This window comes from Aquamicrobium sp. NLF2-7, assembly GCF_022359935.1.
In the GTDB taxonomy this organism is placed as follows: domain Bacteria; phylum Pseudomonadota; class Alphaproteobacteria; order Rhizobiales; family Rhizobiaceae; genus Mesorhizobium; species Mesorhizobium lusatiense.
The window spans coordinates 98,034-111,744 of the sequence record NZ_JAKSED010000007.1 but is presented as its reverse complement, the minus strand read 5'-3'; the positions used below and the strand labels follow the sequence as shown (position 1 = coordinate 111,744).

Sequence of the window (13,711 nt, the reverse complement as noted above, 5' to 3'; positions counted from 1 at the left end):
GTTGCGTCCGATGCACGAGAGGAAGAACGACGGCCATGTGCGGTCGGCGGGCCCGTCAGTCCCGGCGACCGCCACTAAGTCGACGTGCAACGGTCAGTGTTCCGTGGGCAGATGAAACGGCAGCCCTGAGCGCACAGGCAACGTCCCCGGTGGCTGCGGGAAGCAGCGGACGGGATGCGTTTACGAGCGGCGGCGGCAGGAACACGGGAGCAAGGTTTCCGGTTATCGGGAAGCCTATGCTAGCAATGATCGCTCTGATATTCTCACGCAGAAAGATCAAATGTCGTTGTAAAAGGATCATTATGCGGATGAAAAACGGTGTCCGTGTCACCGATGAAATCGCTGTCATGGCGCATGACGGGCATCGGTTCTCGGGACCAAAGCACAGCCATGCAGAGGGGCAGCTTCTATATGCGATTGCCGGTGTCGTGTCGGTCACGACGGATACCGGCACATGGGTCGTGCCGCCAAGCCGGGCTGTCTGGCTGCCGCCAATGGTGGAGCATGAAACGGCAAGCCGCGCCGGAGTCCAGTTCCGCTCGCTGCTGATCGATACGGCGGAAATGACAGGGCTGCCGGTCGCGTGCATGGTGGTGGAAGTGACGCCGCTTCTCAGGGAACTGATCCTGAAGCTTGCCGAACTTGCTGAGGGGCCGGCAAGCCCGGTCCTGGCGGAGGCTGTCAGCCGCCTGCTGATGCTGGAGCTTTCCTTTCAGCCGGTGCCGGCCCTCAGCCTGCCCATCCCGAAGCATGCCAGGCTGACGCAGCTGTGCAGGCAGATCCGCGCAGACATCGCCGGTGAATTTTCCATCGGGGAGGCCAGCGACCTTCTGCATATGAGCCGCGCCACATTCATGCGGCTGTTCCAGCGGGAAACCGGGATGAGTTTCGGGCGATGGCGTCAGCAGGCGCGCATGCTGCATGCGCTCTCATTGCTTGCGGAGGGAAACAGCATTCTTCAGGTGGCGCTTGAATGCGGCTACGACAGCCCGAGCGCCTTTTCCGCAGCATTTCGACGCTCGCTCGGCCAGCCCCCGAGCACCTATTTCCCATCTTCAGAATAGGATGTTCTCCCGAAAACAGTCAGGCGCAGGCTGGCGGGTTTTGCGGAAGATCTCCCGGAAATCCGGTGCGGGCCTGTGGCGGCCAAGTCAGCGTTGCAGCTTTCCATAGCCGCGCTGGTGCCACAGCAGCGGGGCGCGGAATGCAGCGATGTCGGCAGCAACGACCCGTCCGGCAAACAGCGTGTGATCGGCAATCGGCATGGCGCCTTCCAGCTCGCAATCGAGCGAAACGGCGGAGCCGAAGAGGCGCGGGCGGCCTGAAAGCCACCACTCCCACACACCCATGAGATAGCGCTTGTCCGGTGCCACCTTGCCGGCAAAGGCATCGGCGACCATCTCCTGTCCTTCCGCCAGCATGGCCAGCGAGAACCCCTTGCCGGCCATAATGGTATCGGCCAGCGCACAGCCTGTCTGGATGGAAACCAGTATCAGCGGCGGTTCCGCCGACAAGGACAGCATGGCGGTTACGGTTCGGCCGGGGCAAAAACCGGCGCATTCGGCGGTGACGACGCAGACCGTCGAGGCCATGTTGGCCATCGCCGAGGTGAACACCGGCTTTGCAACCTGGCGATATGGCTGGCCGTTCAGCGGCTCCAGCGTGGCGATGCCCATCAGTTGCCTCCTGTTGCCGGATGCGGGAGCGGCTCAGTCATGATGTTCACGCAGATAGGCGATGAGATCGAGCATGTCCCTGCGATTGCCGATGCCGGCAAAAGCCATCCATGTGCCCCTGACCATGGCCTGCGGCTTTTTCAGGAAGCGGGCAAGATGCTCTTCATCCCAGACCAGACCTTCTGCGCCTGCGGCGCGCATCGCGTCGGAGAAGGGATAGCCGGGTGCCGTTGCAGCGCGCCGGCCGACCACACCTTCCAGAAGAGGGCCGCGCCGGCTTTCGTCGGCATCCTCGCGGTGACAGACAGAACAGCGCTTGAAGATCTTTGCGCCAGCCACCGGATCGCCGGTCTCGCCGGCTTGTGCCGTACCGGAGCCGGAAAGGGCGGATGTGAGAAAAACAAGAACCGCAAGGGCAGGCGCGCGAAAGGAAAGAAACATGGCCGGGCTCCGATGGAAATTGGAAAGGCCACATTCCTATAATTCCTCAACCATAGTTGAGGTCAAGCGCATACGATGCTGTTTTTTGCTGTGCCGTCATTGCGAAAACCATCATGCATGACCAGCGGATTCCGCATGACAGGTGCCGCGATCAGATGCGTTCGGCCGGATCGTCGTGAAAACCAATGGCTTTCACATCCTGTCCGCTGGTTCCCGAACACCCTGCGTTCCGGAATCCTGATACAGGTTGCCTGTCCGCACTGCGGTACCGGAATTCTGGGCCTGTCCCGAATTTTCAGCGACCAGACCTACTGGCTGCACACGTCCTGCGCCGTCAGACCGGGCGGCGGGAGCGTTTCGGCATCGAAGCCGAAAGGTTCGATGAGTTCCGTAACCAGCCCGCTGGCCAGATTTCTGGCGAGCCATGCATTCCAGGCCTCGCGCAGTTCAGTGTCGTCCTGGCGAAACGCCATGGCTCCGTAACGCGTTGCCGGTTTTCCTGACTGCGTTTGCGGCTGCTCGGTCAGTGGCGCATACTCGATCGTCGGCGTAGCAGCGCGGGCGACGGCATTCCTGATCGTGATGGTGGAAGCCACGACTGCATCCACACGGCCAGCCTGCAATCCGGCCATCGCCGTCGTCAGATCCGGAAAAAGAACCTGACGCTCGGTGGGGATTTCGGCATGGGCGGCAAGGGCGATCTCGCCGGAGCCGGAAATCATACCAAGGCGCGCCGACGGAGATTCGGCGACCGAACGATAGCTCGTCAGCCCAAGCGGGTTGCCCTTGCCGACAGCAAAAGCATTGTCCGACCGATATTCGGGATTGCCGAACGCGACCACTTCGCACCGGTCGCGCTGGATCAGCATTCCCGTGCTGACGACGTCGAAATGGCCGGCCCGCAGGCCTCCGATCAGGGACCCGAACTCGGTGACGACAGGCACGACGTCGACATTCTGTTCCTTGAAGAACGCGCGCAGCAACTCCGCGGACTGGCCCGTTACGCGCCCTTCTCCATCGACATAGCCATATGGATTGATATTGGCGATCCCGACTTTGACGGTCCCGGCATTTCGGATCCGTTCAAGCGCCGTTTCAGAGGCAGCGGCCGCAGCCGTGCCGAGCCCCATCATCGTGACGAGCGGCAGCACCCAGAATAGGTTCCTCCCATGCTGCCTCCTGAAACACTCCCTCATTCGATTCCTCCCCGGTTATGTCTAGAGATCTTCGGAATGCATAGTTCTGTTGGCCTGCTCGTAAGCGGTCAATGCCAGCGCTTCAATCGTTGGCAACAGCAGATGCGTGTCGAACACATCATCTTCGGCCTCGACAACGACCTTGTGGTGGCCGATCGCGCCCGGATTGTAGGAGATGGCCTGGCATCCCCAGCTTTCCGTGAAATAGTGCAGGCCAAGATAGTGGGACCAGACGACGGCTTCGGGCTTCCTGTCGCCCGCCTCCTGAAGATTCCGCGAGAATGACTGGTAAAGCTCGCTGTCGGGGGCGGTATAGGAAGGCTCGACGGTGTGCGGGATCGAAAGCGAAACGTCAAAGCCGGTGTGCTTCCTGGCGTCTTCCACGAGCGTCTCAAGCTCCGCCCTGACCTGGGCGACGCTTTCTCCGGGATTGAGCCGCCGGTCGATGAAGAGGGCGCAGTCGGGTGCGACGAAGCTGCTGTCGAGATTGCCGGCTATGCGGCACATGGTGATCGACGGCGCGGAGGCTTCCGCGGGCCGGATGGGAACCGGGCTGAGGCGGGTGGCATAGTCCCGGCTCATCTCTAGGATGCGGTTCTGAACCCACATCATCGCTTCTATGGCGTTGCGGCCTTCATGCGCGCGCGCGCCATGTGCCGCCTTGCCCCGGATCGAGACCTTGGCCCACACCATGCCCTTATACCCGACGGTCACCAGATCGGGTCCGCTCAGCCCGCCCGCGATAACGCGGTCGGACCGGCCGATGCCCGCCGCCGCCACATAGCCGGCGCCCGACTCCCCGCCGATATAGGCGTCGGGCGTGGCAGAGAGAAACACCGATCTTTCGAGGCGGACGCCGCTCATGCGCAGCGCCTTCATGGCCATGATCTGGGCAACCGTGCCGGCGCGTTCCTTCCTGGGTCCCCAGTACAGATCATAATTGTTGGTGAAGTGTAGCCCTATGGAATCCGAATTGCCGTTCATCCGGGCGGCGACGATCCGCCGTGGGGCGAACGCCTCGACATCCAGATAATCCTTCGCATTTTCCAGATTCTCTCCCCAGCACTCGTGAAGATAGGAGGCGGGCACCGCCATCGTATCCACGGTGTCGGCAGTATCGGCGAGTGAGCTGGCAATATAGGCGACCGTCTGGTCGTAACCCTCTGCGTTCTGGGGGTTGGCCTGTATCTCGCTTAGCTCTGAATGGGTCCGGAGGACCTGTTCCTCCAGGCTCCTTACGGCTTTCAGAATGGCGGACTTTTCAGCTTGCGACATGTAATTTGCACCTCTTTTACATAAGACGTAACATATTACCTGTAAGACACAAGTTGGAGCCGACGATTTTTTTGATGCGAAGGCGATGCGCGCCGCCCGCTGAAAAAATCGAGGACGAAGAGAAAATTCGATTGACGCATAATGCGTAATATATTACATGTAACGCTCAACTAAGGGAGGTTACTGCATGCGTGAAACGCTCGTTCACAAAGACCATCCGGTCAAATTCTACTCCGACGTCGTGAAGGCAAAGGGTACGTTCCTGTTTCTTGCGGGGCAGGTGGCCCAGCATCCCGATGGCAGCTGGGCTCAGGGCTTCGAGGCGCAGACCGAACTTGCGCTGGCCAATCTGAAGCGGACGCTCGACCTTGCCGGAGCTACGATCAATGACGTCGTCAAGGTGACCGCGTTCCTGTCGGACACGCGCTATGGCGACGTGTTCAATGAGGTCTATGGCCGGGTGTTCCGCGAAGACCGGCCCGTCCGCACTCGCATCCAGTGCGGCCTGCTGGCGCCGGAGTGCCTTGTCGAGATCGACGTCATCGCCGTTGTCGGCGACGCGTGAGCCGGCGACATGGACAAGAGCATTCGCTGTGTCCTTGCGGCAGCAACCGCTTTGGCTGCCGTTCTCGCCCTGACGCCCGCGCAGGCTGATGCGCTCGATGATATCAGGGCTTCCGGGAAGGTGCGTATCGGCATTCCCAACATCAATCCCTACGGCTATGTCGACGGGGATGGAAAGGTAACGGGGCAGGCGCCTGAGCTCACCCGCGCGTTTTTTGCCGACATGGGCGTGGATCAGGTCGAGCCTGTGGTGACGGAATGGGGCGCGCTGATCGGCGGCCTGATGGCGGGACGCTTTGACATCATCGCCACCGGCATGCTGATCCAGCCCGAACGCTGCCGGCAGATTGCATTCGGCAATCCCGAATACCGCATCGTCAGCGCCTTCGCCGTCAGGAAAGGCAACCCGAAGGCGCTGACGAGCTATCAGGCCGTCGCGGCGAACGGCGAGGCGCGGATCGGCATGCTCACCGGAGCCGGCGATATCCGCTATGCCGAGCTGGCGGGCGTTCCGGCCGGGCGCCGGGTTCTGTTCCCGGACTTCACGGCTGCACTGGCCGGTTTGCAGGCCGGGCGCGTGGACGCGGTCGTGGCCTCCACCGTCACCATCCGCAACGCGCTGGCACGGCTGGGCGATCCGCAGCTTGAATATGCCGAGCTGACCGAGCAGCCGCGGGGCGAGGACGGGAATCCGGTCGTCAGCTATGGCGGCATGGGCTTCCGCAAGCAGGATGAGCCCTTGCGCGAGGCGTGGAACCAGTGGCTGGCTGCGCAACTGCAGTCCGGGCGGGCAACGCAGATAATGGAGCCTTTCGGCTTCGGCAGTGAATCGCTGCCGCCACCGGATGTGACGGCAGATCAGGTCTGCAAAGAAACAAAATAACAACGGGAGCGATCGCACATGACAAGAAGGTTCGCGCGTACCGGAATGATGGCGGTTCCGCTTCTTCTGGCTTTCCTGACCGGCAATGCCGGCGCCGATACCCTGAGCACGATAAAGGAGCAGGGTTTCGCACGGGTCGGCTTTTCCAATCTCACGCCATGGGGTTTCGTTGGCGAGAGCGGCGAGCTGGAAGGCGTCGAGGCGGCGCTGGTGGGCGCCTTCCTGGAATCGCAGGGCGTCAAATCGATGGACGGCGTTCTGACGCAATATGTCTCCCTGATCCCCGCGCTTCAGGCCGGTCGCTTCGATCTGATCGGCGCCGGCATGCAGATAAGGCCGGAGCGCTGCAAGCAGATCGCCTTCGGCGATCCGGAGTGGATCAGCCAGCAGGCCTTCGCAACGCTTGCGGGCAACCCAAAGCAGCTCTCCAGCCTTGACGACATCGTTGCGAAAAAAGCCCGTCTGGGGGTCGTCAGTGGCGGGGCCGAGCGCGAATATGCGGTCCTCAACGGGGTTCCGGACGATCAGATCGTGGTGTTTCCCGATCTGGCGACGGTCGCGTCCGGATTGCGGGCCGACCGCATCGACGCGGTCATGTTCGCGGCCATCTCGATCCGCGGCTTTGTAAAGACGCAGAGCCAGGGCGATCTGGACATGGTTTCGCTCACGAAACAGCCGGTCGGCAAAGATGGGAAGCCGGCCATCGGCTACGGGGCCATCGGTTTCCGAAAAGGGGACGATGCGCTGATCGCGGCATGGAATGGCTGGCTTCGCGAGGCCAGGAGCTCGGGCGAGCTGCTGCGTCTGCTTGAGCCCTACGGGCTGGAGGCCTCCGACATTCCGCCTGCGGACATCACCGCCGAAAGCCTGTGCGCTTCGAGATGAACGATTACAGCCTTGCAGAGTTTCTGATGCGGATCGCACCGGCCCTTGGCCGGGGCGCTCTGGTTTCGATCGAGGTTGCGCTCGTATCGGCGGTGGGTGCCCTGCTCATCGGCTTTGTTACCGGGCTCGCGCGCCTGTCGCCGCACTGGTATGTGCGCCTGCCTTTCGTCGCCTATGTCGAGCTGTTTCGCTCCACCTCTTCGCTGGTGCAGATCTTCTACTTTTTCTACGTGCTGCCTCTGGTCGGCATCAGGCTCGATGCGTTCCTGACCGGAACGCTGGTGCTGTCGCTGAATTTTGGCGCCTATGTCTCCGAGGTGGTGCGATCCGCCGTGCAGTCGGTCAGTCCGGGCCAGTGGCAGGCAGGCGTGGCCCTGAACATGCAGCGCGCGCAGATATTCCGCCGCATCATCCTGCCGCAGGCCTTTCCGGTGATGCTGCCGGCGCTCGGCAACTATGCGCTGGAACTTCTCAAGGCAACGTCGCTGGTGTCGCTCATCACCATCACCGAACTGACTTTCGCCGGATCGCAACTGGTGCAGTTCTATGGCCGGCCGACGACGATCTATCTGGCGGTGTTCATGATCTACCTTGTGATGGCGCTGCCGCTTGTGGCTCTCAACCACCACATCGAACGCCGTGCGGGCGGAGTCTGGCAGGGAAAGGTACGGGACAAGTGAATTTCGACCTGAACAGCATCAACGTCATTCTGCCGCTGCTGTTGCAGGGGCTGAAAGTCACCGTCATCGCCTCGACGGGCGCCGTGATCGTGGCGATCGCGCTCGGGCTGCTGATCGCCATCTTACGCCGCTCTGCGGGCCGGGTGCTTCGCCTCGCCATCGACAGCGTCGTGACGATCGTGCGCAGCACCCCGCTTCTGGTTCAGCTCTATCTGCTGTTTTACGTGCTGCCGCTCTATGGCCCGGCCATGTCGCCCATGACCACCGGCATCCTCGGGCTTGGAATTCACTATTGCGCCTATCTGTCGGAAGTGTTCCGCGCCGGCATAGACGCCGTTCCGAAAGGCCAGTGGGAGGCCGCCATCGCATTGCAGTTCAACCGGTTCCAGACCTGGCGGAGGCTGATCATTCCACAGGTGGTGAGGATCGTCCTGCCTCAGGTCGGGAATTATTTCATCTCAATCTACAAGCACAGCTCGCTGCTTGCGACGATCACCGTGGTGGAAATTCTCGGGACCACGCTGAACTACGCAGGCGAAACGTTCCGTTATTTCGAGGCCTTCACGCTCCTTGGCATAATCTACTTCATTGTCGGGTTCAGCCTGTCGCGAACGGTTGGCTATCTGGAACGGCGTCTGGCGTGAGCGAAGGAATTCTCAGCATGAACACCCAAACCACACCCGCCGCTGAATTCGTCGGCGTGACCAAGAGCTATGGCACGCTGGAGGTTCTGCAAAATCTCAGCTTCTCCATCGCTCCGGCCGAGCGCGTCTCGCTGATCGGACCGAGCGGATCGGGCAAGACGACCATCCTGAGAATGCTCATGACGCTGGAACAGCCCACGTCGGGCGATATCCGGGTGTTCGGCAAACCCCTCAGTTCCGGCACCGGCCCGCGCCTGCGGGAGCAGGATGTGCGCGCCGCCCGCGCCCATATCGGCATGGTGTTTCAGCAGTTCAACCTGTTCCCGCATATGTCTGCCATAGGCAATGTGATGGAGGCGCCGATGCAGGTGCTGGGCATGGCGAAGGAGGAGGCGCGTGCGATGGCGCAGGCCCTGCTGGACCGGGTCGGACTGGGGGCCAAGGCCGATTCCTACCCCTCCCAGCTTTCGGGTGGCCAGCAGCAACGCGTGGCCATCGCCCGCGCGCTGGCGATGAAGCCGCAGATCATGCTCCTCGATGAAATTACGTCAGCGCTGGATCCAGAGCTGATAGGGGAAGTGCTGGACGTCGTCCACTCGCTTGCCAGCGAGACGCGGATGGCCATGCTGGTGGTGACCCATGAGATGGGGTTCGCGCGCGACATTGCCGACCGTGTCATCTTCATGGAGAAGGGCAGAATCGTGGAGGAAGGCCTGCCCGATCAGGTCTTCGAAGACCCCGCGAGCGAGCGGACCCGGTCATTTTTGCGTTCCGTGCGGCGCTGACGCGGCAGCCCGGAGCAAACCTGTTGTGCAATGGTCTTCGCCAATACTCGGTGATAAGAGAAACAGGAATTTTTGAAAGTAATGACGGAACTGATGTTCAAGCCCGGTGCCATTCCCAAGCAGGTCACGCTGCGTGAATCTGCGGCTCAGATCCTTCTGGCGCAGATCATGTCGGGGGAACTGAAGGAGGGCGAGATCTATTCCGTGGCCATGGTCGCATCGAATCTCGGCATCTCGCCGACGCCGGTGCGCGAAGCGGTGCTGGAACTGGCCGATAAGGGACTGCTGACGGTTCACAAGAACCGGGGCTTTACGGTTCCGGTTCTGACCCGCTCCATGATGGAAGAGATCCACCATATCCGCTTTCTGCTTGAAGCGCCGTCGACGGTGCGGGCCGGGATGATGCTTGGCCACGCCGACGTCGCGGAGTTGCGCGAGATCGCGGAGATGACGGTCGAGGCGGCGAGAAGCGGCGAGCTGGTCAGCTATGTCGAGCTCGATCGCGAGTTCCATGGCCGCTTTCTCAGCGTTCTGGAAATGCCGATGCTCGTGCGCCTGATCATGGATTATCGCGACCGCGCGCGGCTGATCGGGCTGCGCGCCCGTCTCGGAAGCGACGAGATCATCGAAGCCGCCCGGGAGCACATCGCGCTTGTCGATGCCGCGGTGGCGCGGGATGAAGCAGCCTTGTCGCGCATCATCGCGAACCATCTGGAGATGACGCGCAGGCGGTCTCTGGAAGGTCTCTGACCTCTTTTCGGGCGCATCGCCACGATTGCTGCCGGGTGACGCCGTCATCCGGGCACCAACACGCACAGAACGGATAGCGGATATGTCTCTTTCGGGTTCACCCGTATCGATCGATACGGCTATGGCTGCACGTCTTCTTCCCATGAAGGAACTGATCGGCGCGCTGCGTGCTGCATTCGTCGACGGCTGTGTCGTGCCCGCCCGCCACCACCATACGATCACGGTGCCGGGCGAGGCGGACGCCACGCTTCTGCTGATGCCGTCCTGGCAGGAAAAGCGCGACGGAGAAAGTTTTCTCGGCGTCAAGCTGGTCAACGTGTTTCCGGGCAACGCCGCCAAAGGGCTTCCCGGCCTGACCTCCAGCTATCTGCTTTTCGACAGCGGCACCGGCGCGCATCTCGCCACCATCGACGGAAACGTCATCACCACCCGCCGCACCGCGGCCGTCTCCGCGCTGGCGGCCTCGTTCCTCTCCCGCGAGAATGCGACCAGGCTCTTCGTCGTGGGAGCGGGGCGGGTGGCTTCGCTGATACCCGATGCCTACCGCACGGTACGCGCCATCGCCGAGGTGCGGGTGTGGGACATCAACCCGGAAAATGCGGCAGGGCTTGCCACCCAACTTTGCCGCGAAGGCCTCGACGCCCGCCCCGAGACGGATCTCGAAGCCGGCACACGCTGGGCGGATATCGTATCCTGCGCGACGCTGGCGACAACGCCTCTGATCAGGGGCAGCTGGTTGCAGCCCGGCGTGCATGTTGACCTGATCGGCGCCTTCACGCCGGACATGCGCGAGTCGGATGGCGAGGCGATCGCCAGGTCCGATGTTTTCGTCGATGCGGACGAAGCGTTTCATGAGGCCGGCGACCTCGTGCAGCCCATCCGCTCCGGCGCCTTCAGGCAGGAAGACTGCAGGGCCAGGCTGCGCGATCTGTGCAGCGGAGCGGCGGCTGGAAGAACGGATCCGGCGCAGGTTACGCTCTTCAAGGCCGTTGGAACCGCACTGTCGGACCTCGCCGCAGGAACGCTGGCCTACAAGCTGTATCGCGACACATCTGCGCAATGATCAGGTAAGGACGCGACGGCAGGAGGCCGTCGCAAGTTCCCGGCTTTGATGGGCGCATGCAGGCAGATCCGGGGAGGGTGCCGGCCGTCTGTACGCCTTCAAGAGGCCAATCTTGAAGGACAGACAACGCATTGGCCAGCCGATTTGCGATCAAAGGCCCCACTTCGCGATCTGGCTGGTTGATCCACGCGCGCAGACAGCCTGTCATCCTTCCGGTGCCCCAGACCGTAATATTCCCGCTTTTCATCGAATCGCGGGACCTTTTCGGCTGCCTGTGTGATCCGCTTCCACGCATCAAATCGCTGCGGATTTTCGCCGGATTTGCTTTGCTGACTATTCGGGGAAACACCTGCAGGGACCGGGAATAAACTTCTCCGGGCGCCCTGAGCCGGGAAAATCCAGTGCCCCAAACCGGCTCGAAAACGCAATAGACAAAGTCTACCATATTTATAGACTATTCGGGTTGGAGGATGACATGAACCATCCATTGAACACTCGCAGGTCCGCAAGGCAGGTCACGCATGTGCTTGCCTATGCAAGTTTTGCACTTTCCTTCCTGTTCACATCCGCAGTCGTTCTCGGTCTTCTGGGCTGAGGGCTGAACATCGCGAAACGGGGGCTCAGCTTCCCGGCCAAGGAGGAGTTCAAATGTCGGTCGACTTTGTATTTGTTCCTCATTCCGACGCGCATTCGTCTTATGCCGTCAGTTCGTTGTTCTTCTTCGATCCTGTCTTTGCCCGGCGGCAACTGGCGGCTGCCGAGGAAGCAGGCTTCAGAACCGTTCTCATAGACGATGCGGCGGGTGCGCTCGCCAATCTCGACATCGTCGCCAGCGTGGCGCGGTGGAACAAGGTTCTCGACATCGCCGTCACACACTGGATCGATGTCACCAGCCCTCTGATCGCGGCATCCGATATTGCCGCTCTGGACCGTCATACGGGCGGACGGCTGGCGCTGCGCATCATCGGCTCCTCCGCAGAAGGGCCGGGCGCGCGGGGCTCTCTTGTGGCATGGCAGAAGACGGATGAATATCTTACGCTGCTGAAACGCCTGTGGTCGAATGATCTGCCGATCGATTACGAAGGCAGGTTCTATTCGCTGGCCGGCTCCGTCGTTCCGGACAAGGGGCCGCAGGGAGCATCCCTGCCGATCCGTATTGCGGGATATTCCGGCAAGGCGGTGGAGGTAGCCGGTCGCCACGCCAGCGTCTTCGAGCTTCCGGCGGTTCCATACAGCGACACGGTGGCGATCATCGACAGGGTTCGCAATGCGGCGAGCAAATTTGGCCGTGCGGAAAAAATCAGCTTTTCCCGCTGGGTTCATATGCAGGACGAATACCTCTCCAGCGACGCGGCGGCCCTGTCCCGGCTTGCCGAAGCGGGCGTGAGCGAATTCATGGTCTCGGGCCTTCATGATGCGGGCGCAATCGAGCGGTTCGGTGAGCGGATCATAAAGGCGCTCGGACCTGAGCAGATACAAACGCTACATCCGGCCTTTGCAGCGCTGATGGCACGAGGGGCACGGAATTGACCCCGCGCATTGGCCTCTACTCTTCTCTGTTCTGGCATTGGCCACGATCAGCGGTCAAAATATTCTGGGAGATAAATCGAACCGCGAGGAAATCAGCAGCTGAAAAATCTTCAGCCGCACAAGTGATTAAATAAATATTTGGAAAATATTTCCATCAATTATTGTAATTTAATCTATAATTTCTTTTGTTTTATGAGTTTTTACTTATGAATGATTCAATAAAATGTCTAGTTCTGAGGAAGTTAAATGAGCAGGTATAAGGTCCGGCCCGCAGCAGGCGAAACCGCAAAAGTGTCGCGCAGGGGAGCCTTGCGCACCTTTGGCGCCGTAGGCGCAGGAATTGCGGCGACCGCTGCCTTGATGAAGCCTGCCAGCTATGCCATCGCCGGTAACTCCACCAGACTGCGCCTTTCCTGGGACGAGATCGCGGCCTGCAATTCACCGGCTGCTTTCGCGGTCCAGACCGGTTTTTATGCCCGGCACAATCTCGATATCGAGCTTTTCTATCAGGGAGCGAGCGGGCAGACCCTCATCCAGTCCATCGCCACCGACAAGACGGATGCCGGCATCGGCCTGCTCTTCGACTGGGTGAAGCCGCTGGAACAGGGGCTTGATGTCAAGCTGTTCGTCGGTTCGCATGGTGGCTGCACCCGTCTGCTGGCCCCGAAGGATTCAGGCATCAAAACCCTTGCCGACCTGAAGGGCAAGTCGATCGCGTCATACGATGTCGCAAGTCCGCCCAAGCATTCCTTCCAGATTGCACTGGCGAAGGCAGGGCTTGATCCTGAAAACGACGTTGACTGGGTGAACCTGCCGTTTGACATCGTCGGCGAGGCGGTCTTGCGTGGTGACGCGGATGCCGTTGCACATCTCGACCCATGGGCTTTCGCGGCAAAGAAGAAGTTCGATTTCCACGAGGTCGCGAACACCCAGACCGGTTTCTTCGACGGCGCGGTCTGCTGTGTTCTTGGCGTGAATTCATCCTATCTCGCCGCCAACAAGCATGCGGTGCGCCGGCTCGCCGAAGCCAATATCGAGATCCACGAATATGCTGCCCGGCATCCGGGCGAGGTGGCGAAGTGGTTTATCGACAATCTCAACCCCGGAATCCCTGTTGCAGACCTTGAGGAACAGATCGCGTCGTGGACGCTTCATGTTCACCCAGTTGGCGCCGAACTGCGCGATCAGGTGAAATGGGCCGCCGATGATCTGGCGCTGATCAAGGTTCTCGATCCCACCACGGTCACCTCGGAATTCGCGGACAGGGTCACGGTCGATATCCTTGCCTGAAGGCGTATTGCCGGGTTTCATCAGGGCGGGATGGCCTCAGGCTGTCCCG

The 13,711-nt window shown here is 61.0% G+C and carries 15 protein-coding genes; 11 read left to right on the top strand and 4 right to left on the bottom strand.

Annotated features, from left to right (window positions below; all coding sequences use genetic code 11):
• Positions 1 to 308: 308 nt before the first annotated feature.
• Positions 309 to 1,064 (top strand): helix-turn-helix transcriptional regulator, encoded by a 756-nt coding sequence (locus MIC97_RS23315; protein ID WP_239802287.1) that lies wholly within the window; start codon positions 309 to 311, stop codon positions 1,062 to 1,064.
• 87 nt (positions 1,065 to 1,151) lie between these two features.
• Here MIC97_RS23315 and MIC97_RS23310 read toward each other — a convergent pair whose 3' ends face one another.
• From MIC97_RS23310 to MIC97_RS23295, 4 genes are all read right to left on the bottom strand, one after another.
• Positions 1,152 to 1,676, bottom strand: coding sequence for a flavin reductase family protein (locus tag MIC97_RS23310; RefSeq protein ID WP_239802286.1), 525 nt, complete (start codon positions 1,674 to 1,676; stop codon positions 1,152 to 1,154).
• 33 nt (positions 1,677 to 1,709) lie between these two features.
• On the bottom strand, positions 1,710 to 2,117 hold the full coding sequence (locus MIC97_RS23305) for a cytochrome c family protein (RefSeq protein WP_239802285.1): 408 nt from the start codon (positions 2,115 to 2,117) through the stop codon (positions 1,710 to 1,712).
• A gap of 308 nt (positions 2,118 to 2,425) precedes the next feature.
• The gene (ehuB, locus tag MIC97_RS23300; protein WP_239802284.1) at positions 2,426 to 3,268 is read right to left on the bottom strand and encodes an ectoine/hydroxyectoine ABC transporter substrate-binding protein EhuB; all 843 of its coding nucleotides are present in this window, start codon (positions 3,266 to 3,268) and stop codon (positions 2,426 to 2,428) included.
• A 66-nt stretch (positions 3,269 to 3,334) separates the two neighbouring features.
• Complete coding sequence (locus MIC97_RS23295) at positions 3,335 to 4,588, bottom strand: peptidase dimerization domain-containing protein (RefSeq protein ID WP_239802283.1); 1,254 nt, start codon at positions 4,586 to 4,588, stop codon at positions 3,335 to 3,337.
• Positions 4,589 to 4,775: 187 nt separating this feature from the next.
• Here MIC97_RS23295 and MIC97_RS23290 point away from each other — a divergent pair, with 187 nt between their 5' ends.
• The 10 genes from MIC97_RS23290 to MIC97_RS23245 all read left to right on the top strand — a co-directional run bounded on the left by MIC97_RS23290 (position 4,776) and on the right by MIC97_RS23245 (position 13,662).
• A complete protein-coding gene (locus tag MIC97_RS23290) occupies positions 4,776 to 5,153 on the top strand; it encodes a RidA family protein (RefSeq protein ID WP_239802282.1) in 378 nt (125 codons plus the stop codon).
• A 9-nt stretch (positions 5,154 to 5,162) separates the two neighbouring features.
• Positions 5,163 to 6,035 (top strand): ectoine/hydroxyectoine ABC transporter substrate-binding protein EhuB, encoded by an 873-nt coding sequence (ehuB, locus tag MIC97_RS23285; RefSeq protein ID WP_239802281.1) that lies wholly within the window; start codon positions 5,163 to 5,165, stop codon positions 6,033 to 6,035.
• A gap of 18 nt (positions 6,036 to 6,053) precedes the next feature.
• Entirely contained in the window at positions 6,054 to 6,920 is an 867-nt protein-coding gene (gene ehuB, locus MIC97_RS23280) for an ectoine/hydroxyectoine ABC transporter substrate-binding protein EhuB (protein ID WP_239802280.1), read from the top strand.
• Positions 6,921 to 6,946: 26 nt separating this feature from the next.
• Positions 6,947 to 7,600: an amino acid ABC transporter permease gene (locus tag MIC97_RS23275; RefSeq protein WP_239802279.1), complete on the top strand. Its 654-nt coding sequence runs from the start codon at positions 6,947 to 6,949 to the stop codon at positions 7,598 to 7,600.
• Positions 7,597 to 8,244 carry an ectoine/hydroxyectoine ABC transporter permease subunit EhuD gene (gene ehuD / locus MIC97_RS23270; RefSeq protein WP_239802278.1) on the top strand — a complete coding sequence of 216 codons (648 nt, stop codon included), beginning with the start codon at positions 7,597 to 7,599 and terminating at the stop codon, positions 8,242 to 8,244. Before MIC97_RS23275 ends, ehuD begins: the two co-directional genes overlap by 4 nt.
• A 17-nt stretch (positions 8,245 to 8,261) precedes the next feature.
• Positions 8,262 to 9,029, top strand: a complete 768-nt coding sequence (ehuA, locus tag MIC97_RS23265) for an ectoine/hydroxyectoine ABC transporter ATP-binding protein EhuA (RefSeq protein ID WP_239802277.1) — start codon at positions 8,262 to 8,264, stop codon at positions 9,027 to 9,029.
• A gap of 81 nt (positions 9,030 to 9,110) precedes the next feature.
• Positions 9,111 to 9,779, top strand: coding sequence for a GntR family transcriptional regulator (locus tag MIC97_RS23260; RefSeq protein WP_239802276.1), 669 nt, complete (start codon positions 9,111 to 9,113; stop codon positions 9,777 to 9,779).
• Between the two features lie 82 nt (positions 9,780 to 9,861).
• Positions 9,862 to 10,842, top strand: a complete 981-nt coding sequence (locus MIC97_RS23255) for an ornithine cyclodeaminase family protein (protein ID WP_239802275.1) — start codon at positions 9,862 to 9,864, stop codon at positions 10,840 to 10,842.
• A gap of 648 nt (positions 10,843 to 11,490) precedes the next feature.
• Positions 11,491 to 12,372 (top strand): LLM class flavin-dependent oxidoreductase, encoded by an 882-nt coding sequence (locus MIC97_RS23250; RefSeq protein ID WP_239802274.1) that lies wholly within the window; start codon positions 11,491 to 11,493, stop codon positions 12,370 to 12,372.
• Positions 12,373 to 12,618: 246 nt separating this feature from the next.
• On the top strand, positions 12,619 to 13,662 hold the full coding sequence (locus MIC97_RS23245) for an ABC transporter substrate-binding protein (protein ID WP_239802273.1): 1,044 nt from the start codon (positions 12,619 to 12,621) through the stop codon (positions 13,660 to 13,662).
• Positions 13,663 to 13,711: the final 49 nt, after the last annotated feature.